General features: G+C 70.4%; 13 protein-coding genes. 8 read left to right on the forward strand and 5 right to left on the reverse strand.

Going from position 1 to position 21,898, the window contains the following annotated elements:
* Nucleotides 1–63 precede the first annotated feature (63 nt).
* The 4 genes from AC57B8_RS16325 to AC57B8_RS16340 form a co-directional block, all read right to left on the reverse strand.
* Entirely contained in the window at nt 64–411 is a 348-nt protein-coding gene (locus AC57B8_RS16325; protein ID WP_495272470.1) for a zinc ribbon domain-containing protein YjdM, read from the reverse strand.
* Nucleotides 412–500: 89 nt separating this feature from the next.
* Nucleotides 501–1,094 carry a hypothetical protein gene (locus tag AC57B8_RS16330; protein ID WP_062473695.1) on the reverse strand — a complete coding sequence of 198 codons (594 nt, stop codon included), beginning with the start codon at nt 1,092–1,094 and terminating at the stop codon, nt 501–503.
* 49 nt (nt 1,095–1,143) lie between these two features.
* Nucleotides 1,144–2,865: a single-stranded-DNA-specific exonuclease RecJ gene (gene recJ / locus AC57B8_RS16335; RefSeq protein ID WP_095950947.1), complete on the reverse strand. Its 1,722-nt coding sequence runs from the start codon at nt 2,863–2,865 to the stop codon at nt 1,144–1,146.
* A complete protein-coding gene (locus AC57B8_RS16340) occupies nt 2,862–3,839 on the reverse strand; it encodes a hypothetical protein (RefSeq protein WP_496480137.1) in 978 nt (325 codons plus the stop codon). The genes recJ and AC57B8_RS16340 overlap by 4 nt, the downstream gene beginning before the upstream one ends.
* A gap of 123 nt (nt 3,840–3,962) precedes the next feature.
* Here AC57B8_RS16340 and AC57B8_RS16345 point away from each other — a divergent pair, with 123 nt between their 5' ends.
* The 8 genes from AC57B8_RS16345 (at nt 3,963) to AC57B8_RS16380 (ending at nt 21,433) form a co-directional block, all read left to right on the forward strand.
* Nucleotides 3,963–5,219 (forward strand): lipoprotein-releasing ABC transporter permease subunit, encoded by a 1,257-nt coding sequence (locus AC57B8_RS16345; RefSeq protein WP_062473701.1) that lies wholly within the window; start codon nt 3,963–3,965, stop codon nt 5,217–5,219.
* Nucleotides 5,212–5,889 carry a lipoprotein-releasing ABC transporter ATP-binding protein LolD gene (gene lolD, locus AC57B8_RS16350; protein ID WP_496480138.1) on the forward strand — a complete coding sequence of 226 codons (678 nt, stop codon included), beginning with the start codon at nt 5,212–5,214 and terminating at the stop codon, nt 5,887–5,889. Before AC57B8_RS16345 ends, lolD begins: the two co-directional genes overlap by 8 nt.
* A gap of 235 nt (nt 5,890–6,124) precedes the next feature.
* Entirely contained in the window at nt 6,125–6,883 is a 759-nt protein-coding gene (locus tag AC57B8_RS16355) for a TonB-dependent outer membrane receptor (RefSeq protein WP_496480139.1), read from the forward strand.
* A gap of 7 nt (nt 6,884–6,890) precedes the next feature.
* Complete coding sequence (locus AC57B8_RS16360; protein ID WP_307584202.1) at nt 6,891–7,409, forward strand: RNA polymerase sigma factor; 519 nt, start codon at nt 6,891–6,893, stop codon at nt 7,407–7,409.
* A gap of 99 nt (nt 7,410–7,508) precedes the next feature.
* Entirely contained in the window at nt 7,509–8,528 is a 1,020-nt protein-coding gene (locus tag AC57B8_RS16365; RefSeq protein WP_492729812.1) for a FecR domain-containing protein, read from the forward strand.
* Between the two features lie 100 nt (nt 8,529–8,628).
* Nucleotides 8,629–20,052 carry a filamentous hemagglutinin family protein gene (locus AC57B8_RS16370; RefSeq protein ID WP_496480140.1) on the forward strand — a complete coding sequence of 3,808 codons (11,424 nt, stop codon included), beginning with the start codon at nt 8,629–8,631 and terminating at the stop codon, nt 20,050–20,052.
* Nucleotides 20,053–20,072: 20 nt separating this feature from the next.
* Nucleotides 20,073–20,705: a sigma-70 family RNA polymerase sigma factor gene (locus AC57B8_RS16375; RefSeq protein WP_496480141.1), complete on the forward strand. Its 633-nt coding sequence runs from the start codon at nt 20,073–20,075 to the stop codon at nt 20,703–20,705.
* A 107-nt stretch (nt 20,706–20,812) separates the two neighbouring features.
* Nucleotides 20,813–21,433 (forward strand): ATP-dependent Clp protease proteolytic subunit, encoded by a 621-nt coding sequence (locus AC57B8_RS16380; protein ID WP_070059889.1) that lies wholly within the window; start codon nt 20,813–20,815, stop codon nt 21,431–21,433.
* On the opposite strand, the gene AC57B8_RS16385 is transcribed toward AC57B8_RS16380, so the two are convergent.
* Nucleotides 21,434–21,823 (reverse strand): RidA family protein, encoded by a 390-nt coding sequence (locus AC57B8_RS16385; RefSeq protein WP_062473709.1) that lies wholly within the window; start codon nt 21,821–21,823, stop codon nt 21,434–21,436.
* Between the last annotated feature and the right edge of the window lie 75 nt (nt 21,824–21,898).

The following is a 21,898-nucleotide window of genomic DNA, read 5'->3' on the forward strand; positions in this document are numbered from 1 at the left end:
TCCGCGCGGCACCGGCGTGACGAGCGGACAGCGAGACGCTGCACCGCATGAGCCAGGCCGGTCTCACGCCTTGCGCACGAATTCCGACTTCAGCTTCATCGCGCCAATGCCATCGATCTTGCAGTCGATGTCGTGATCGCCATCGATCAGGCGGATGTTCTTCGCCTTGGTGCCGACCTTCACGACCAGCGACGAGCCCTTGACCTTGAGGTCCTTGATGACGGTGACGGTGTCGCCGTCGTTCAGCACGTTGCCGACCGAATCCTTGATGACCCGCTCCTCATCGGCCGCGCTTTCGGCGGCAGCGCCCGAGGCGGACCATTCGTGAGCGCATTCGGGGCAGACAAGGTTGAGGCCGTCTTCGTAGGTGAATTCCGAATGGCATTGGGGGCAAGGGGGCAGGGTGCTCACGGCGGTAGGTAGGGTCCGTATCGGTTGAAGGACGTGGATACTAGCCTGCCCTCATGGACGCAGGTCCTGTTCCTGTTGGCCGCAGCGGCTCAATCCAAGGTGTCGAAGAGCCGGAAGATCCACGACAGCTGGTACGCCAGCGTGCCCGCAACGAAGGCCGTGTGAAAGCGCGGGTTGGCGGAGCGGGCCGCCGCGATGCACAGGCCCACGAGGATGGGCGTGCGGATGAGGTACTCCATCGCAAAGCGGGCGAAGTGCGCCTCGCCCTTGATCAGCGTGTCGACCACGTCGAGCAGGTAGGTTGCGGCCAGCAGGCCGAAGAACCACGCGCGGCGGGCGTAGAAGTAGTCGCGGTAGCTCGCGTAGTCCTGCATGCTGTCGGGAAAGAGCAGCGCGCACAACAGGAAGAGCAGGATCGCGTAGCTGACGATGAAGGCGTAGGTGCCGAAGGTCCAGCTGTCGATCTGGTACAGGCCGAACTCCCACCACCAGAAATGCACCAGCGCCAGCAGCACCGAGGCGACCCAGGCCAGGTGCACGGCGTAGAGCCGGTACTGCGTCGGGTGCTGCACGATGCGCGCGACGCCCGACAGCAGCCGGGTCACGCCCAGGCCGATGACCATGCCCATCACGACACGGATGTGCGGAAAAATGTCGTGGGCCGAGATGGCTTCTTGCTGCATGCGAGAGTGCCCGGCCGAATGGATGGGCCTCCAGTCTAGGCCGCCTGCGTCACACCTCCGCGCCTTCGACCAGAAAGCGCAACCGTCGCACCCCTTGCCACTCGTCCGCATCGAGCCGGAACGCCAGCTTCACGCGTGGCGGCAGCGGCTCGGTGTGGCTGAACCAGATCGCGTCGATGGGCTGGCCCTGGTGCTTGAGCTTGAGCGCCAGGTGCTTCTCGCCCACCAGCCGCTGCGACACCACCTCGACCTCTTCGCTGAAGGTGGGCGGTGCGAAGCCCTGGCCCCAGACCTCGCGGTGCAGCGTGTCGACCAGGTCGATGCGCATGTACTCGCGCGCGATCGGCCCGTCGGTCTCGATCTGACGCGTGAGCGCAGCTTCTGCCAGCCATTCGCCGGCCACCTGCGCCAGCGCGCGTTCGAAGACGGGAAAGTGTTCGCGCGCCACGGTGCAGCCCGCGGCCATCGCGTGGCCACCGAAGCGCAGCAGCACGCCGGGGTGGCGCTTGGCCACGAGGTCGAGCGCATCGCGCAGGTGAAAGCCCGGAATCGAGCGGCCCGAGCCCTTCAGCTCCTGCTCCTTGCCCGGCGCCGCGCTGGCCGCGAACACGAAGGTCGGGCGATGGAAGCGGTCCTTGATGCGCGAGGCCACGATGCCCACCACGCCTTCATGGAAGTCCGCGCCGAACACGCTGATGGCCGGCGGCGGCGCTTCCACGCCTTCGCCATCGGCCGCGAACAGCGACTCGGCCAGCAGCAGCGCCTGGTCGCGCATGCCGCCCTCGATGTCGCGCCGCTCGCGGTTGATGCCGTCGAGCATGCGCGCGAGTTCGTCGGCGCGACCCGCGTCGTCGGTCAGCAGGCACTCGATGCCCAGCGTCATGTCGGCCAGCCGGCCGGCCGCGTTGATGCGCGGGCCGAGTGCAAAGCCGAAGTCGAAGGTGGTCGCGGCCGAGGCGGTGCGCCCCGCTGCCTTGAACAGCGCCGCCACGCCGGCCGGCATCGCGCCTGCGCGAATGCGGCGCAGGCCCTGCGCCACGAGGCGGCGGTTGTTGGCGTCGAGCTTCACCACGTCGGCCACGGTGCCCAGCGCCACCAGCGGCAGCAGCGCATCGAGCTTGGGCTGCGTGGCGGTGTCGAACACGCCGCGCGTGCGCAGTTCGGAGCGCAGCGCGAGCAGTACGTAGAACATCACGCCGACGCCGGCGATGCTCTTGCTTTCGAACTCGCAGCCGGGCTGGTTCGGGTTGACCATCACGTCGGCCAGGGGCAGTTCGGGGCCGGGCAGGTGGTGGTCGGTCACCAGCACCTGCAGGCCGCGCGCCTTGGCGGCGGCCACGCCCTCGACGCTGGCAATGCCGTTGTCGACGGTGATCAGCATGTCGGCGCCGGCCGCGGCCACGCGCTCGGCGATGGGCGGCGTCAGGCCGTAGCCGTCCACCACACGGTCGGGCACGAGGTAGCTCACGTTCTTGCCGCCCAGCAGGCGCAGGCCGCGCACGCCGACCGCGCAGGCGGTGGCGCCATCGCAGTCGTAGTCGGCCACGATGCACAGGCGCTTGTCCTGCGCGATGGCGTCGGCCAGCAGCACGGCGGCTTCGCGCGTGCCGCGCAGCGTGTCGGGCGGCAGCAGGCGCGCGAGGCCGTCGTCGAGCTCGTCCTTGCCGCGCACGCCGCGCGCGGCAAAGAGGCGCGCCAGCAGCGGGTGCACGCCGGCCTGTTCCAGCGCCCAGACGGTGCGCGGCGGGATGTCCCGGGCAATGATCTTCATAGGGACTCCAGCACCTGCGTGGCGCGGTTGCGGTCGAACAGGCCCTTGGCCCAACGGGCGAGGCCGCGCGGTTGCACGGTGAAAAGCTGTGCGCCGCGGTCGCCGCACAGCGAGAGCGCCACGTCCGCGCCGCGCGTGAGGTCGGCGAGCAGGCCGGCGACGGCGCCCGCGTCCAAGGCCTGCCAGGCGGCGGCCCAGGCCAGGCCGTCGTCGCGCAGCGCGGCATCGCGCAGCGCGAGCTCGACGAACGGCGTGCGCGACAGGGGCGGCGAGGGCAGGGCGCCGTCCTTCAGGACACCGGTGCCGCTGAGCCAGAACGAATTGATCGGCGGCACGCCGCGCGCGGTGCGCTCGTCGTTCACGCGCTGCGTGTACAGCAGCATCTGCATCTCGTTCTGCAGCCGGCGCAGCGGCCGCGACGCGTCGCCCAGCGGCGACCACTGCGAAATGGGGTACCCCACCGCGCGGTCGATGGAGGCCGTGGCCAGCCCGTCGAAGATGGGCGCGCGGGCGAGCCAGTGGCCCGGCGTGTCGCTGGGGTACAGCGCGATGCCGTCTTCCTCGAAGAACGGCTGCGCCACGGTCAGCAGGGCCATCGACTCGGCGGCATCGATCTCGATGGCGCTCGGATCGCCCAGCGCCACGTCGTCGATGCCGACCTGCCAGTTGCACAGCGTCACCAGGCCCCAGGCCTCGGGGTCGCCGGGCGCGGCCAGGCCGGTCTTGCGGGCTTCGAGCGCGGCCCAGGGAATGCAGCCGTCGTCGGCGGGGGGCAGGCCCAGCGCGCGGGCCAGCGCGCGTTCGTGCGGCGGGGAGCGGGTGCTGTCGTCCTGCGTGTCGGTGTCGGCGAGCGCCAGGCGCAGCAGCAGGGTTTCGAGGTTCGGCAGTCGCAGGGTCGCGAGCGCCGCGCGGCAAGCCGGGGAACCGCGGCCGGCAAAGGGAATCAACAGATGACGTGGGAGAGGTTCGGCCATTTCCCTATTGTCCGGGATGCCACAATTCCACCGTATGACCTACCCCCTCGCTCCTCACCCCGAGTATTTGCCGCCCCCCGCGGGTGCGCCCATGCCCCTTGAGGCCACGGGGCGAGGCCGCTGATGCGATTCCCCTACGAACTGCAGCTCGGCTGGCGCTACACGCGCGCGGGCCGGGCCACGCGACGCAACGGCTTCATCTCCTTCATCTCCGGCGTGTCGATGCTCGGCATCGCCCTGGGCGTGGCGGCGCTGATCATCGTGCTCAGCGTGATGAACGGCTTCCAGAAGGAAGTGCGCGACCGCATGCTCAGCGTGGTGTCGCACATCGAGATCTTCTCGCGCGACGGCCAGGCCTTGCAGGACATCGACGCCATCATGGCCGACGCCCGCAAGAACCCCGAGGTGATCGGCGCGGCGCCGTTCATCAACACGCAGGCGCTGATTGCGCGCGGTGAAGACATGAAGGGCGCGATCGTGCGCGGCATCGACCCCGCGCTCGAGCCCGAGGTCACCGACACCGGCGGCATCGCCAAGGGCGGCACCTTCGACAAGCTGGTGCCGGGCGAGTTCGGCATCGTGCTGGGCATCGAGCTGGCACGCTCCATGTTCGTGCAGCCCGGCGACCAGGTCACGCTGGTGGCGCCGGGCGGACAGGTCACGCCGGCCGGCGTGGTGCCGCGCCTGAAGCAGTTCACCGTGGTCGGCGTGTTCGATTCGGGCCACTACGAGTACGACTCGGCGCTGGCGATGGTGCACGAGAAAGACGCCGCCAAGGTGTTCCGCCTCGAAGGCCCGACCGGCATCCGCCTCAAGCTGAAAGACCTGCACGAGGCGCGCGAGGTGGCCGACCAGCTCGCCGTCACGCTGCCGGGCCAGTTCCTCATCCGCGACTGGACGCGCCAGAACAAGACCTGGTTCGCGGCCGTGCAGGTCGAGAAACGCATGATGTTCATCATCCTCACGCTCATCGTCGCGGTGGCGGCGTTCAACCTCGTGTCGACGCTGGTGATGACCGTGACCGACAAGCGCGCCGACATCGCCATCCTGCGCACGCTGGGCAGCTCGCCGCGCAGCATCATGGCCATCTTCGTGGTGCAGGGCGCCATGGTGGGCGTGATCGGCACCGTGGGCGGCCTGCTGCTGGGCCTGGGCATCGCCTACAACATCGACGTGATCGTGCCCTTCCTGGAGCAGCTCTTCCACGCGAGCTTCCTGCCCAAGGACATCTACCTGATCAGCAAGATGCCGAGCGATCCGCAGCAAAGCGACATCATGCCGATCGCGATCATTTCCCTCATCCTGGCCTTCCTGGCCACGCTGTATCCGAGCTGGCGCGCCAGCCGCGTCAATCCCGCCGAGGCCCTGCGCTATGAGTGATGTTGTTCTCAAGGCCCGCGGCCTTACCAAGCGCTTCCACGAAGGCCGCATCGACCTCACCGTGCTGCACGGTGTCGACCTCGACGTGCACGCCGGCGAAACGCTGGCCATCGTCGGCGCGTCCGGTTCCGGCAAGAGCACGCTGCTGCACCTGATGGGCGGGCTCGACGCACCCACCGCGGGCAAGGTTGAACTGCTCGGCAAGGACATCGCGCATGCCGACCCCGCCGAGCAGGGCCGCTTGCGCAACCATCACCTGGGCTTCGTCTACCAGTTCCATCACCTGCTGCCCGAGTTCAGCGCGCTCGACAACGTCGCGATGCCGCTGAAGATCCGCCGCGTCGAAGCCGGCGAAGCGGCGCAGGCCGCGGCCAAGATCCTCGCCAGCGTGGGCCTGGGCGAGCGCCTGCATCATCGGCCGGCCGAGCTGTCGGGCGGCGAGCGCCAGCGCGTGGCGATCGCGCGTGCGCTGGTCACGAAGCCCGCCTGCGTGCTGGCCGACGAGCCCACCGGCAACCTCGACCGCAGCACCGCCGACGCCGTGTTCGCGCTGATGCTCGACCTCGCGCACCGGCATGGCACGGCTTTCGTGATGGTCACGCACGACCAGGACCTGGCCAAGCGCTGCGACCGCGTGCTGCAGCTGGTGGCGGGGCGGCTGGCCGGCTGAGCGTCGGTCGGCCGCTCGAGGGGCGTCCTCGGGCTTCCCGCGGCACACGGGATGCGCGCCACGCGCCGGGGCGCAGGAAGGTCTGACGTTGCAACGAGACCGTCACACGCCGGTGACAGCATGCAAGTTTCCCGACTGGCGTGCGCTCCTTGCCGACTCGACTTTTTTCCCTGCCATGGCTTTCGCATCCTCACGGCGGGCGTGACGATGCGCGCGGCATCGTTGCGCCGCGAGGATGAGCGAGGTGCACCCTGGGTTCGCGGGCGCTACAGGCCGCAGCGTCGCACTCTGCGCGCTTGCGCTGTCGTGGCTGGCCGGCACGGCCTGGGCGAGCGACGGATCTGCATCACCGCTGTGTGAGGGCGAGGCCCCGGCCGGCGCGGTTCCGGGCACGGTTGACGCCGCACTGGCGTTCGACATTCCCTCGCTTCCCTTGGCCGATGCGCTCAAGCGCTATGCCGCCGTCACGCGGCAGCCTGCACTCTTTCGCAGCGAAATCCTGGCCGGGCTGACGTCCTCCGCGGTGCGCGGGCTTTACGCCCCCGACACCGCGCTTGAACTGTTGCTGGAGGGCTCGGGCCTGGTGGCCGAAAAGGTCCGCACGGGTTCGGCCGTCACGCTCGCGCTGAGGCCGGCGCAGGCCCGGGCGGAGGCCCCGCGCGCGGCCAGCCTTGGAAGCCTGGCGGGCTACCCCAGCCTGCTGCAGGCGCGGGTCTGGGAAGCGTTGTGCGGCAATGTGCGCACGCGGCCGGGAACGTACCGGTCCTTGCTGCGCTTCGAGGTGGACGAGGGGGGCCAGCTTCGCCGGCCGCGCCTGCTCGGCCTGACCGGCGACGCGGCCCGCGACGCCGAGATGCTGGAGGTTCTGCGGGGCGTGCGCCTCGCGCATGCGCCGCCGCCGGACCTGCCGCAGCCCTTGACGCTGCTCATCCTGCCCACCGATGCGCGCGGCGGAACGCGCTGCCGCGAGGCGGCCGGCCGCTCGCCGTCCTGACCTGTCCATGGCCGAAGACGTCCGCCCCGTGCTCATGGACTACCTGTCCAGGCACTACGACGCTCTCAAGCGCCAGCTGGGCCGCGCGTTGCGCAATGCCGACCTGGCCGAGGACGCGCTGCACGACACCTGGCTGCGCGTGAACGACCAGGGCGGAAGCGACGCAGGGCCGATCCAGCGGCCGGGCGGCTATCTCGTGCGCATGGCGTTCAACATTGCGCTGGACATCCAGCGTCGCCAGAGCCGCAACCTGCCTTTCGAAGAAATCGATGCGCTGATGGAACTGGCCGATACGGCGCCGGGACCCGCGCGGATCGCCGAGGCGCGTTCGCAGCTGGACGCCGTGATCAAGCTGCTGGACCGCATGCCGGCGCGGCGGCGCGAGGTCGTCGTGCTCGTGCACATGGAGGGACTGACGCAACCCGAAGTGGCCCGACGCCTGGGCATTTCCCTGCGCACCGTCGAATACGAACTCAAGCATGCGCACGACTACCTGAGTGCCCGGATGGCCCATGACAAAAAATAGTTGCGGGATCGGCGCGGCCCGTTCGTCGTACGGAGTGAAGAATCGAATCACCCTGGCGCTCGCAGCGGGCCGAGGCCCAGAAGAAGGGTCGCGGCCGTGATGCACGACCCCCTGACGGCACCGGTCGACGATCCCGCCCTCGCGGTCGACACGACGCGGCACGAGGCCTGGGAGTGGCTGCGGCTGTTGCATTCGGGTGCCGTCAAGCCGCAGGACGCCCAGCGCTTCAAGCACTGGCTGGCGCGCAGCCCGGCGCACGCGGCGGTCTTCAAGGAGGCCAGGGCGCAATGGGCCGTGCTCGGTCAGGCCTCTGCCGGCGTGCTTCGCACCAATGCCGATGCGGCGGCGTTTCATGCGCGCCACCAGCCCCGGCCGGTGCTCGCGCGCCGCGCCTTCCTCGGTGCGGCAGCGGGCGCGGCGGCCATGGCCGGTGTCGCGGGCGTGGCGGTGTTCCATCCGTCCGCGGGCTTGTGGCCCGCGCCGGCGGGATCGGGTGCCGACTACCGCACCGCCACCGGCGAGCAGCTGGAGGTGGGCCTCACCGAGCGGGTGCAGGTCACCCTGAACACCCAGACCCGCATCCGGCGCCGCACGGTGGACGGCCGGACGACCGGCGTCGACCTGCTCGAGGGCGAGGCCGCGTTCGATCTGTCGTCGGCCAGTGGCGCGCGGCCCTTCGGCGTCGTGGCCGGGGCCGGCCGCAGCCTGGCCGAGTCGGGGCGTTTCGAGGTCCGCTACCTGGACGCCAAGGTGTGCGTGACCTGCATCGAAGGCGCGGTGCGCGTGGAGCATCCCGCGGGCGCGCGTGAGCTGCGCGCGCGCCAGCAGACGGTGTACGACGGCACGTCGGTGAGCAGCGTGGCGCTGGTCGGCGCCGCCAACCTGTCGGCCTGGCGCAAGGGTGAGCTGGTGTTCACGCAGGCCCGGTTGTCCGACGTGCTCGACGAGATCAACCGCTACCGGCGCGGTCGTGTGGTGCTGATGAACACGGCCGCGCGCAGCCGCCTGGTCACCGGGAGCTTCTACATCGCATCGCTCGACCTGGCGCTGGTGCAGCTGCAGCATGCCTTCGATCTCGACGCCCGTTCGTTGCCGGGCGGGTTGACCGTTCTCAGCTGAATCGGACGGCCGTGGTGCGCGGCCTGAAAAATAAGTTGCGGGGTCGTGGGGCGCCCGTTCGTCGTAGTGCATCGACTCAACTTTCCGGCGGAAACGACTCATGAGCACACGCGGGCCCCTCACACCGATCCACGCAACGAAGGCGCACAACCGGCGGCAGGCGCGGCGCTTTCGCATGGCGCCGATCGCGCGCGCCATTGCCATGACGCTGGCGGCCAACGGCGCCCTGGTGCTCGATGCCCAGGCCCAGCAGGCCTTCAGCGGCGCCTGGTTCGCCAACAAGAGCGCGGTGCAGAACACCGCCTCGGCGACGGGCCGCCTGCCCAACGGCATGCCGGCATCGATGCTGACCAACCCGCTGGAGCAGCGCAAGGCCGGCGAACAGTTGCAGCGCTCCATGGGCAACCTGAACATGGCGGCGCGTTCCATTGCCGCGCAACAGGCGGCGCAGGCGGCCGCACGCGAGGCCGCATCGAACGGGGGCTCGGACATCCCCGACGGCCTGGCCGACGGCGGCCTCAAGGTCGATACCCACAGCCTTACCGCAGGCTGGCTCAATGCCAGGGCGCCGGTGCAGACCGCCGCGGGCGGCCGCACCGTGGTCGGCATCGAGCAGACCGACGACAAGGCGATCCTGAACTGGGAGAGCTTCAACGTCGGGAAGCACACCACGGTGCAGTTCGACCAGAAGGGCGGCGCCAAGCCCGACGGCACCAACGCATGGATCGCGCTCAACCGCATCAACGATCCGAGCGGCCGCCCCAGCCAGATCGCGGGGCAGATCAAGGCCGACGGCTCGGTGTACCTGGTCAACCGCAACGGCATCGTCTTCACCGGCTCCAGCCAGGTGGACACGCGCTCGCTGGTCGCGTCCAGCCTTGCGCTGTCGGACAAGCAGTTCAAGCTGGGCATCAACAACCCGCAGGTGCTCACCAACCAGGGCAACGATTTCCCGATTCCCCAGTTCGGCGAGTTCACCTCCGAGCGGCCCCTGATCTACGGCGACGCGGGTTTCAAGCCCGGCGTCGGCGGCGCGCCCGACAAGATGGGCGACGTGGACCGCTTCGTTCCCGGCGCGGCGCCCGGCGAAGTGCGTGTCGACGCAGGCGCGCAGCTGGCGGCGAACAGCGGCGGCAAGGTCATGCTGTTCGCGCCCAAGGTGCGCAACGCGGGCCGCATCTTGGCGCCCGACGGCCAGGTCATCCTCGCGGCCGGCGAGAACATCTACCTGAAGACGCCATCGACGCAGGACCCGAACGCGCCCCGCGGCCTCGACGTGGCCGCTTCGGCAGTGCCCGGTTGGGCTTTCACCGGCGGGCAGGTGTGGGGCGCGCTCAAGCTCTCGCCGGTCTATGCCGACGCCAATTTCGTCGCCGGCCTGCGCGACGTCGTCATGCCCGAGATGGCGGCGCGCGCCAAGGCGGTCGGCTACGAGGTGGTCAACACCGGCACCGTGCAGGCCGACCGCGGCAACATCACCCTGCAGGCGCAGGACGTGCGGCAGTCGGGCGTGCTCAGTGCAACCACCGCGTTGAACAACCGCAACGGCTCCATCCTGCTGCGCGCCTGGGGCCTGGGCTCGCACATGTACGCCGATGGCGTGAACGACCTGATCAACTGGTCGGCCGGCACGCTCACGCTGGGCGAGGGCAGCATTTCGCAGGTATTGCCCGACACCTCGGACACGAGCGAGATCGAGGCGTCGGCGCTTGCCACGCGCTACCAGCCGGGCCGCGTGAGCCTGTACGGGCAACTGATCGACATCCGCTCGAAGGCCGGCGTGCTGGTGCCGGCGGGAACCATCAAGCTCGAGTCGGCGGTCAATCCGATGTTCACGCTGTTCCCGTATTTCAAGCCCGGCAGCCTGCGCGACGCGAGCCGCATCTACGTGGACAACGATGCCTTCCTCAGCGTGGCCGGCCTGCAGGGCATGCAGGTGGCCATGTCGCGCAACTTCATCGAGGCCGAACTGCGCATCAACGAACTGCGCGACTCACCCATGCAGCTCGACGCGTGGGTGCGTGGCAAGAAGGTGATCGTCGACCGGCGCGTGAGCGGCGTGTTCAAGGACGGCCCGATGGCGGGCGTGCAATGGGTGCTGGGCCCTGACGGCGCCACCTACATTCCCGGTGCCTGGGTGGGCACGCCGCTGGGCGACGTGAGCGGCTGGGTGGGCGTGGGCAAGACCGACCTGGGCGAGCTTTCGGCCAACGCGGGCAGCATCGAGATGCGCTCGGGCGGCTCGGTGATCACGCGCACGGGATCGATGCTGGACGTGTCCGGCGGCTCGGTGCGCTACACCGACGGCATGAACACCGCGACCAAGCTCATGGGCGCCGACGGCCGCGTGCACACCATGGACCGGGCCATGTCCGACACCGACTACACCGGCATCGCGGGCGAGTTCACCCACCAGCATGCGCGCTGGGGCGTGAAGACCACCTGGCGCACGCCGCTCATCGGCGCCGACTACAAGGAAGCCGGCTACACCGAAGGGCGCAAGGCCGGCGCCGTGCAGATCTACGCGGGCGACACCATGGTGCTCGAGGGCGACATGCTGGGCGGCGTGGTGGTGGGCGAGCGCCAGTCGAAGAACCCGGGCGGCAACAAGGGCGGCCGGCTGCAGCTGGGCGAGAACTCGCCGGATGGCCGGCCGTGGTCGCCGGGCACCATCATCGTCAGCCACGACCCGAAGCGGCTCGCGCAGGACTTCGATGCGAACACGAAGCTCGGCGACGACTTCTATGTGCAGCTGAAGCCGGGCGAGCAGAAGTCGCGCAAGCTCACCTTCCTGTCGGACGACATGCTCAGCAATTCGGGCATGGGCACCATCGTGCTGAACCACATCAACGGCGACTTCGAACTTTCGAGCGGCGCGGCGCTGAACCTGTCGCCGGGCGCGTCGCTCTCGGTGGCCGGCACCGAAGGCTCGACCAACGACATCCGCATCAACGGACTGATCCGCGTGCCGGGCGGACAGATCGGGCTGTCGTCGGCCTACGGAAAAGTGGAGCTCGGCGAGCAGGGCCGGCTGGACGCCAGCGGCCAGTGGATCAACACCTGGCGCGACGGCGCACTGCGCGGCGCCTGGGCGCTGGACGGCGGCGCGATCACGGTGCTTGCCGGAAAGATCGTGGCCCACAAGGATGCCGTGCTCGACGTATCGGGCGGTGGCCGCGCGGACCCCGGCAAGCAGGGCCTGCCGACGCTGCGCGTGGGCAATGCGGGGTCCATTTCGCTGGCCGGCGTGACGCCCGACCTCGACCTGAACGCACTGAACATGCGCGCCCATGCAGCGGGCTCGGCGGGCAGCCTGTCGATCCAGACCGCCTCGGCGGTGCAGATCGGTGGCGTGCCGCCCGTTTCGCCGCCGGACGAAGCCGAGGCCACTTCGGCCTCCTCGGTGGTGATGCTGCCGCCCACGCTCTTCGGCGAGCGCGGATTCGGCAACGTCACGGTCTCGGTGCGCGGCGAAGGCAAGGGCATCGTGGTGCCCGAAGGCGTGGTGGTGTCGCAGCAGGCCACGAGCATCGACCTGAACAACTTCGCCTGGCGCGACCTGCCGAGCGGCCGCAACCTGGCCGAGGCAGCGCCCCTGGGCATGCTGCGGCCCGACGAACGCGCGGCGCGAAGCCCCGCGGCGCTGTCGCTCGGCACCGAGAACGGCCCGGTTCGCATCGCGCGGGGCGCCAGCGTGCGCACCGACACCGGCGGCAGCCTGTCGCTGAACGCCGGCGGCGAACAGGGCGTGCTGACGGTCGGCGGGCGCCTTGACGCACCGGCGGGCCGCATCGGGCTGAGCGGCGGCACGGTCGTCCTCGAAACCGGCGCCGAGCTGCTGGCGCGCGGCGTGCCGTTGATCCGCATCGACAGCAGCAGCGGCCGCCGCGTGGGCGAGGTGCGCGACGGCGGCACGGTGAGCATCCTGGCGGGCGACATGCGGCTGGAGAAAGATGCGCTCATCGACGTGTCGGGCGCCACCGGCACGATCGACGGCGTGCCCGACGCCGGCCCCTCGGGCACGCGCGTGCCCCGGCCCGCACCGGAGATCCGGCTGGACAGCAACGGCGGCCTGATCGAGATCACGGGCAAGGGCCTGATCGAAAGCACGATGGTGGGCAAGGCGGGCGGGCCCAACGGCATCGGCGGGCGCATCCGCCTGAACATGACCGCGACATCGGGCCCGACAGGCTCGCCGCTGGAGCAACTGCAACGCGTGCTGCAAGACCCGGACTGCGTGGGCCTGGCGGTGGACGGCGTGTGCAGCGACTGGCGGCAGGGCGTGGACTACGACTGGGCGCCCGGCCTGCGCAGCTACGGCTACGAGATCGACGGGCCGATGATCCTGTCGTCGGCGCTGCTCGCGAAGCTGGCGGACGTGAAGGAGCTGGTGGTGTCCGACCGGCTGGGCCTGCCCGGCGCGAACGGCGCGCTCGATGCGGCGCAGTTCGGCCTGACACCGCAGGCGCTGGACCTGTTCCGCGACGCGCTCTTTTCGAGCGACCTGCTGCGCGACCTGCTGAACAAGCCCGGCCAGGTGTCCACGCTGACGGTGCGTCCGCAGGCCTTCAAGGACGGCGGCTTTGCCGACCTCTCTCTGGTGAATGCGACGCAGGGCGCGATTCGCCTGGACAACGCGAACCTCGCGCTGGGCCGCTCGATCTGGCTGCAGGGGCCGATCGTCGGGCACGCGGGCTCGTCGTCGTCGCTGCGCGCGCCACGCATCGTGCTGTCGGCCGTGCCTGCCGCCTCGCCTGAAGCGCCGGCATCGTCGGCAGGGGCGGGGCAGCTCACCGTGGCCGGCTCGCTGATCGACATCTCGGCATCGGAAGACCCGACCCAGTTCCAGGCCGGCGCCGTGCGCATCGGCGGCTTCGGCCGCACGGTGCTCGAAGCCGGAGAGATCCGCATGGGCGGCGCGCTGCCTTCGCCGATCAACGAAGAAACCCGGCTGCAGGTCAACCTGGACGTGGACGGGCAACTGGTGCTGAACGCCGGCCAGGTGTACCCGACCACCGCGATGACCGGCGTGATCCGCGCCGGCGATTCCATCACCGTCGAGCGCCTGGGCGATGCCGGCAGCGCGCCGCTGTCGGCCGGCGGCAGCCTGCGCCTGGAAGCACCGGTGATCGCGCAGAACGGTGTGCTGCGCGCGCCCTTCGGCCAGATCGAGCTGAACGCCGGCGAGCGCCTGTCGCTGGGCGCGGGCAGCCTCACCTCGGTGTCGGGCGCCGGAATGACCGTGCCCTTTGGCACGCTGTCCAACAACGAGCACTGGCACGACCCGTCGAAGGCGGTCGATCCCACCAATCCGTCGACTGGCTCGCTGGTCGCGCCGCCTGAAAAACGCATCACCATGAAGTCGCCCGACGTGGCGCTGGCGCGTGGCGCGGTGGTGGACATCGCGGGCGGCGGCGACCTGCATGCCTCCGAATTCGTGCCGGGCCCGGGCGGCTCGCACGACATGCTGAACATGCCCGGCATGTACGCGATCCTGCCGGGGCAGGCCGGCGCGGCGCCCGCTGGCGGTGCCGCGGCGGGCCAGCGTGTCTGGCTCGCCGGTGGCCCCGGTCTGGCGGCCGGCTGGTACACGCTGCTGCCCGCGCGCTATGCGCTGCTGCCCGGTGCCTTCGCGGTGCAGGCAACGGGCAAGGCCTGGGGCGGCGCACTCGCGCCCGCCACCCGCGCACCGGACGGCAGCCTCGTCATGCAGGGCAAGGCCGGCAATGCCTATGGCGGCAACCAGGACGCGCAGGCGTCGGCCTGGCGCGTGATGTCCGGCGCCGTGCTGCGGCGCTACTCCGAATACAACGAGGCCACGGCCAACGACTTCTTCTCGTCCGAGGCCTTCAAGCTCACGCAGTACCGCCTGACCGGGCAGAACGTGGTCACGCCGCGCCTGCCGCGCGACGGCGGTGCGGTGGTGTTCGACGCCGGCCGCCGGCTGGTGCTGGACGGCACGCTGCGCTCGGCGCCCGACGAGGGCGGGCGCGGCGGGCTGGTCGACATTGCCGGCAAGAAGATCGCCATCGTCGGCAGCGGGCAGGACAGCGCCAGCCTGCAGGCCGACGGCTACCTCGTCATCGATGCGGCGAGCCTGTCGAACTTCGGCGCGGGCAGCCTGCTGGTGGGCGGCAAGCGCAAAGGCAACGCGCTCGGCCTGGAACTGGACGTGACCGCGACCGACATCGTGGTGCGCAACAACGAGGGCTCCGAGCTGTCCGGCCCCGAGATCATCCTGGCGGCCAGCGACAAGGTGGCCATCGAGGGCGGAAGCCGTGTCAGCGCGAAGGGCGCGGGCGGGCGCGGCGCGGGCAACCTGGTCATGAAGCCGCGGGTGGCGGCGGTCTACGCCGACCCGGACGGGCAACTGGACGACAACTTCGACGGCGTGATCGACGCCAAGGACGCGGTGGACGACGTGCTCGTCTCGGCGGCCAGGGACTGGGGCGCGCTGGTGCGCGTGGCCACCGGCGATGCGGTCAAGGTCATCCGCCAGGGCGTGGACACTTCGCGCGGCGGGCTGGTTTCCATCGGTGCGGGCGCCATCGTCAACGGCGACGCGGCCTTGCTGATCGACGCCACGCGCACGACGGAACTGGCGGCTTCGGCGCAGATTGCGGGCACCGACCTGTCGGTGGCGGCCGGCCGCATCGGCTTCGGCGGCGGCACCGAAGGCATGGTGTTGGACAGCGGCGCGCTTGCGCAGCTGGGCCGTTCGACGCGCCTGACGCTGCGCAGCTACACCGACTTCGACTTCTACAGCTCGCTCGACCTGGGCGCGGCCGGCCTGAAATCGCTGACCTTCGACGGCGGCGCATTCGTGGGCCGCGGCGCGGGCGGCGTGACGATCAAGGGCGACAGCATCGCGCTCGTCAACAGCGGCGGGGGCGGCACCGGCGTGCCCGCCGCCGGCGGTGCGGGCGGCTTCACGCTGGACGCGGCCACGCTGGTGCTGGGCGCGGGCCAGAAGACGTTCTCGGGCTTCGGCGCGGTGACGCTGGCGGGCCGCAACGCGATCATCGGCGAGGGCGCGGGCGGCATCGACACGGGCGCGTCGCCGCTCACGCTGAACACGCCGCTGCTGACCGGCCGCGGCGGCGCGGCGCAGTCGATTGCCACGGGCGGCGCCTTGCAGGTCGTCGCTTCGGCGCAAGGCGAGGCCGCGTCGTTCGACCCGAAGGAAAGCCTGGGCCTGCGCCTGGCCCTCAGCGGGCGCAGCATTGCCTTCGACGGCCGGGCGGTGGCGCGGGGCGGCAGCATCGACATGACGGCGACCGGCGGCAGCCTGGTCGTGGCGCGCGGCGCCACCATCGACGTGAGCGGCTCCGCCAAGCAGTTCTTCGACGTGGCCGAATACGCGGACGCGGGCCGCATCGGCCTGTCGGCGGTGGGCGGCGACGTGCGGCTGGAGGCCGGCAGCCGGCTCGACCTGGCCGCCCACCCGAGGGGCGGCGACGCCGGCACGCTGAGCCTTGCGGCATCGCAGGGCGGCACGGTGGTGCTCGACGGCCTGATCGCGGCGCAGGCGAGCCGCACCGGTGGCAAGGCCGGCAGCTTCGCGCTCGACATCGAGGCGCTGCCCGATTTCGCCGGCGTGAGCCAGCGGCTGAACGACGCCGGCTTCAACCGCTCGCGCCAGTTCCGCATCCGCCAGGGCAACGTGGCACTGGGCGGCTTCACGCAGGTGGAAGACTTCGGCCTCACGGCGGACCGGGGCAGCATCGACATCTCGGGCACGGTGGATGCGCGCTCGGCCTACGGCGGCGCCATTCGCATCACCGCCGGCAACGGCGTGGCAATGCAGGCCGGCGCGCAGTTGCTCGCCGGTGCCACCGGCAGCCTGGGCAACGGCCGCGTCACGCTCGAAGCGGCGGGCGGGCAACTCAACCTGCAAGGCGGCCTGATCGACGTGGCCGGCAACGAAGGCGGCAAGGTGCGCCTGCGCGCGCGGCAGAACGCCGCGCACGACGACGTCGCGGTCGGCGCGCTGAACGTTGCGGTGAACGGTGCGCGCTCGGCGGTGCTCGAAGGCGTGAGCGTCTACGACGTGAAGGACTACGACGGCGCCACGGTCGATTCGGTCAAGCCCGACGCCATTGCCGATGCCGCGCGTTTTCGTGCCGCATCGGCCGGGGTGGCGGCACGGCTGGGCACCGGGCTGGCCGTGATGCCCGGCATCGAGGTCCGCAGCGCGGGCGACCTCGCGTTGAACAGCGACTGGAATCTTTTCAGCGATTTCTCCGGCGCGCGCGAAGGCACGCTGACCTTGCGCGCGGGCGGCAACCTCGCCATCAACGGCCACCTGAGCGATGGCTTCGACGCGGTCGACCGCAGCGGCCGGCTGCAGGCGGGCCCGTCGTGGAACCTGCGGCTGGTGGCCGGCGGCGAACTGGCCTCGGCCGATGCGATGGCGCTCAAGCCGCTCGCGGCGCAGGCCGTGGGCAAGGGGTCGATCACCGTGGGCACGGCCAACACCGCCGTGCCCACCGACATCGACCCGAAGCCTGACAACGGCGCGGGCAAGCTCGTGCGCACCGGCACCGGCGACCTCGAAGTGCGCGCGGGCCGCGACCTCACGCTGGCGCACAAGGAATCGGTGATCTACACCGCCGGGCGCAAGGACACGACGGTGTGGAGCGACTTCTCCACCGCCAACCCGAACGCGAGCTACGGCGTGGAAGGCGGCAACCTCGCCATCGGCGCGCAGGGCAGCATCGAGGCCGCGCCGTCGGGCCAGCACTTCAGCGAGTGGCTCAACCGGCAGGGCACGCTCAATGAAAAGCGCTTCTTCGGCGAATACACCAACGGCGAAAACGGCTGGAACCCGGACGGCGTCTACGGCCCCGTCATTCATGCACCCGAGCAGTCGAGCTGGTGGATCGACTACGGGCGCTTCCAGCAGGGCGTGGGCGCGCTGGGCGGCGGCAACGTCAGCGTGGACGCCGGCGGCGACCTGCGCAACCTGCTGGTCGCCTTGCCGACCCACATGCGGATGCGCGGCGGCCGTTCCGTCAGCGAGGCCATGGCCATGGAAATGCGCAACGGCGGCGCCATGACGGTGCAGGCCGGCGGCGCGATCCGCGGCGGCCAGTACTACGTGGCGCGCGGCGCGGGCGACATCCGCGCCGGCGAAACGGCGGTCGGCCACACGGTGACGATAACCCGCGACGACAGCGGCGGCGGCTTGACGAAGAGCAGCTACACCGTGGCGCCGATCCTCGCGCTGGGCGACGCCACGCTGAGCCTGCGCACGGCCGGTGACCTGCGCCTGCAAACGGTGGTCGATCCGCTGCTGGTGACCTACGGCGAGGGCCTGCGAGGCGACGGCCAGGTGCTGAACTACGGCGCCTACATGAGCGGCTACACCGACCGCAGCGCGCTGCGGCTGGTGTCGACCGGCGGCAACATCACCTTCGTGAACCGGACCGAGTTCATCTTCCGCGACCTGCTGCTGCGCTGGGTCGAGAAGGACACGCTGGTGGGCTTCGGCGGCAACCGGTATCCGGCGCGCTTTTCGGTGGCCGCCCTGAACGGCGGCATTGCCATCGACGGGCCGCTGTACGTGCTGCCGGGCACCACCAACGACGTGCGGGTGGTCGCGAAGAACGACATCCGCTTCGACGCGCCGCTCGTCATGGCCTACGCCACGCCCGCGATGATGCCCACGGGCTACATGCCGGCCGGCGCGGGCTCGCCGTTCAGCCAGATGAACATGGAGGACATGCTCGACAACCTGATCGAGCGGGCACTGGCCTCGCCGGTCAACAACACGTACCTGCGCACCGTGAACAACCCCGAGGTGCTGCCGCTGGCCAACGACTTCGAGCCCAGCCGCATCTATGCATCGCAGGGCTCCATCGTGGGGCTCGACGTGAAGGCCAACGAGCAGACCTGGGTGCGCGCGGGCACCGACATCCGCGGCCTGCGGCTGGCGGGCCGCAACCTGCGTGGGTCCGACGTCACGCTGCTGGAGGCGGGCAACGACATCCTGGCGATGCAGAGCACGGCGCGGCTGGACACGAACAACGATCTCTCGGTGGGCCTGACCGGCAACATCGAGATCCAGGGCCCCGGCACGCTGGTGCTGGCCGCCGGCCGCGACCTGTACGCCGACAACCTGCAGGTGCAGACGCTGGGCAACCAGCGCTACGACAGGAACAACCGCGCGCTGCCCGAGACGCAGGTCAAGGGCCTGCCGGAACACGGCGCCGCCATCACCGCCATGGCCGGGCTCAACCACGCCGTGGGCTACGACGCGTTCACGGCCGCCTACCTCGATCCGTCGAAGGTCGCGTCCATGCCCGACTACCTGAAGACCCGGGGCGCGGACGGCAGCGTGCTGCCCATCTACCTGGTGGACCAGGTCGAAACGCGCGCAGGCGGGCAGGAAAAAACCGTGCGCCGCGGCCTCGTCTCGTTCATGTCGGACATGACCGGCGAAAAGCTGGAGCCGCTCGAAGCCTGGGCGCGCTTCCAGAAATTGCCCCAGCTCGCGCAGCAGCAGTTCCTGCGGCAGGTCTACCTGCTCGAACTGCGCGAAGCCGGGCGCGACCAGAACGAGCCGGGCACCGGTGGCCTGCCGCGCAACGGCGGCTACAACCGCGGCTACACGGCCATCGAGACGCTGTTCCCGGGCGACACATGGAAGGGCGACGTGGCGGCCAACAAGCTGATGCTGCGCACCATGGCCGGCGGCGACATCGACGTGCTCACGCCCGGCGGCGGCCTGCAGGTGGCGGCGCTGGGCGCCGCGGTGCCGGCCGGCTACGGTCTGGTGACGCTGGCGTCGGGGCACATCGGCATTGCGGCCAGGAACGACGTCACCGTGAACCAGTCGCGCATCCTGTCGTTCGTGCCCGAGGTCACGAAGCAGGGCAGCGACCAGATCATCTGGTCCACCGTCGGCGACATCGACGCCGGGCGCGGCGCCAAGACCTTGCGCGTGCCATCGGCGCCCGAGGTGTCCACCGACCTGGACGGCGTGACGGTGATCCGCGAGAAGTCGGACATGAGCGGCAGCGGCATCGGCACCGTGGGCGACGGCGACGTCGACCTGGTCGCGCCGCGCGGCACCGTGAACGCCGGCGATGCGGGCTTGCGCGTGGCGGGCAACCTGAACATCGCGGCGCTGCAGGTGCTCAACGCGGACAACATCCAGGTCAAGGGCGAGACCAAGGGCCTGCCGGTGATCGCGTCGGTGAACATCGGCGCGCTCACCAACGCGAGCGCTGCCGCTGCGCAGGCGACGGCCGCCGCGCAGGACGCGGTGCAGCGCGAGCGCGCGGCCGCGCGGCAGGCGCTGGCGTCGGTCTTCACGGTGCGCGTGCTCGGCTTCGGCAACGAGCCCGCACAAGAGGGGCGCGACGCGCCGGCGCCGCGGTCGGGACTGCAATCCGGGGCGCAGGTCGACTACGACCCGCAGAACCCCGTGCAGGTGGTGGGCATGGGCCGCAAGATCGACCCCAGGCACTGGGCGGCCCTGAGCAGCGACGAGCGTCGTCGCCTGCAGCAGGACCGCTAGGCGGGCAGGAGCGGCATGTCATGGCACCCAGTGTCCTTTGCGAACAGGAAGCACCGGCGCGCGACGAGGCGGCCGATGGGCTGCGGGACGAAGCGCAGCGTCGCCTGGCGCTGCAGGTTTTTCTCTGCGCCAACTACGAAGGGTTGCGGCGCAAGCTGACCCGCCATCTCGGGTGCGCCGAGATGGCCAGCGAATGCCTGCACGACGCCTGGCTGCGGCTGGGCCACCTGCGGGTGGGCGCACCCGTGGAGAACCCCAGCGCCTACGTCTATCGCGTGGCCTGCAACCTGGCCATGGACCGGTTGCGCAGCGAGGGGGCATGGCGCTATGTGGACGACCCGCACACCGCCGTCGAGTCGGCCATCGACCACGCGCCCGGGCCCGAGGACATGGCCGAAGTGCGCGCCGAAGTCGGTTCGGTCGACCGCGCGATGCAGGGCCTGCCGCGGCGTCACCGGGCGGTGCTCGAGGCCTTGCGCATCGAGGAGAAGACGCGCCAGGAGGTGGCCTCCCATTACGGGCTGTCGCTGCGCAACGTGGATACCGTCCTGCGCCAGGCGCTGGACCATTGCGGCGCGATGACGGGCCGGCCGGTGCTGGCCGGCGTCGGTACACCCCGAAGGGCCGTGGTGTCGCCCCGGATGGCCGCCTGAGCGGCACGTGGCACCGTGGCACCACGGTGCTGCTTGCCACGGCAGGCGCAATGTCACGAAACTGTGGGCTTGTTCGTCAAGACAGTTCAACCACAGGAGCTTTCTTCATGCAGCCCATGTTTTCAACACTGGAAACCGACGACGACACCCCGCCCGCGGCGACGGCCGAGCCGCGCAATTCCTACCTCGAGGAGAAAGCCTTCAAGTCGCGCACGCTGCTGATCTTCGGCAGCATCACCGACAGCGTGGCCGCCGATGTCACGCGCCGGCTCATCGCGCTCGATGCCGACAGCGGCGACAAGCCCATCGACATCCTCGTGAGCTCGCCCGGCGGGCACCTGGAGTCGGGCGACGCCATCCATGACGTGGTGCGCTTCATCAGCGCGCCGGTGCACATGATCGGCACCGGCTGGGTGGGCAGCGCGGCGACGCACCTGTTTTTGGCGGCGCCGCGCGAGCGCCGCGTGTGCCTGCCCAACACGCGCTTCCTGATCCACCAGCCCAGCGGCGGCGCGGGCGGTCAGGCGACCGACATCGCGATCCAGGCGCAGGAAATCATCAAGGCCCGCCAGCGCATCGCGCACGAGATCGCGCGCGAAACCGGCAAGCCCATCGACGTGGTGCTGGCCGACATCGAGCGCGACCGCTGGCTGTCGGCCACGGAGGCCGTGGAGTACGGGCTGGTCTCGCGCATCGTGCAGCGCAAGACCGAACTGCGACCGGCCTGATCAGGCCTTGGGCTTGTAGGCGACCACGTCGATCTCGACCTTCGCATCGACCATGAGGCGCGCCTCGGTGGTCGAGCGCGCCGGCTTGTTTTCACCGAAGTAGCTCATGTAGACGCGGTTGAAGGCACCAAAGTCGCGCGCGTCGTGCAGCCAGACGGTGCTCTTGCAGACGTCGTCGAGCGTGGCGCCGGCCAGCGCGAGCACGGTCTTGAGGTTCTCCATCACCTGGCGCGTCTGCACCTCGATGCCGCCGGCCACGATCTCGCCCTGCGCGTTGGCGGGCACCTGGCCCGACACGTAGACGAAATCGCCCGCGCGCACGGCGGGGGAGAAGGGGCGGGCCTGGCGGTCGGAAGCGATGGGCGGGGCGCCGAGGTATTCGAGGGGCATGGGAACTCCTGTAAGTGAGAGGGGTTGAGTGGGGCGGGTGAGGGCCGCAGTATCCGCCTGATTTGAAAGACTTTT

Source organism: Variovorax sp. BGA-UO-ETr-C22 (genome assembly GCF_059567965.1).

Excerpts from the sequence above, each read along its gene's own strand:
- AC57B8_RS16385 (WP_062473709.1), bottom strand. The coding sequence starts at position 21,823 with ATGCCCCTCGAATACCTCGGCGCCCCGCCCATCGCTTCCGACCGCCAG.
- AC57B8_RS16370 (WP_496480140.1), top strand. The coding sequence starts at position 8,629 with ATGAGCACACGCGGGCCCCTCACACCGATCCACGCAACGAAGGCGCAC.
- AC57B8_RS16330 (WP_062473695.1), bottom strand. The coding sequence starts at position 1,094 with ATGCAGCAAGAAGCCATCTCGGCCCACGACATTTTTCCGCACATCCGT.
- AC57B8_RS16355 (WP_496480139.1), top strand. The coding sequence starts at position 6,125 with ATGAGCGAGGTGCACCCTGGGTTCGCGGGCGCTACAGGCCGCAGCGTC.
- AC57B8_RS16380 (WP_070059889.1), top strand. The coding sequence starts at position 20,813 with ATGCAGCCCATGTTTTCAACACTGGAAACCGACGACGACACCCCGCCC.
- AC57B8_RS16360 (WP_307584202.1), top strand. The coding sequence starts at position 6,891 with ATGGCCGAAGACGTCCGCCCCGTGCTCATGGACTACCTGTCCAGGCAC.
- AC57B8_RS16340 (WP_496480137.1), bottom strand. The coding sequence starts at position 3,839 with ATGGCCGAACCTCTCCCACGTCATCTGTTGATTCCCTTTGCCGGCCGC.
- recJ (WP_095950947.1), bottom strand. The coding sequence starts at position 2,865 with ATGAAGATCATTGCCCGGGACATCCCGCCGCGCACCGTCTGGGCGCTG.
- lolD (WP_496480138.1), top strand. The coding sequence starts at position 5,212 with ATGAGTGATGTTGTTCTCAAGGCCCGCGGCCTTACCAAGCGCTTCCAC.
- AC57B8_RS16375 (WP_496480141.1), top strand. The coding sequence starts at position 20,073 with ATGGCACCCAGTGTCCTTTGCGAACAGGAAGCACCGGCGCGCGACGAG.
- AC57B8_RS16345 (WP_062473701.1), top strand. The coding sequence starts at position 3,963 with ATGCGATTCCCCTACGAACTGCAGCTCGGCTGGCGCTACACGCGCGCG.
- AC57B8_RS16365 (WP_492729812.1), top strand. The coding sequence starts at position 7,509 with ATGCACGACCCCCTGACGGCACCGGTCGACGATCCCGCCCTCGCGGTC.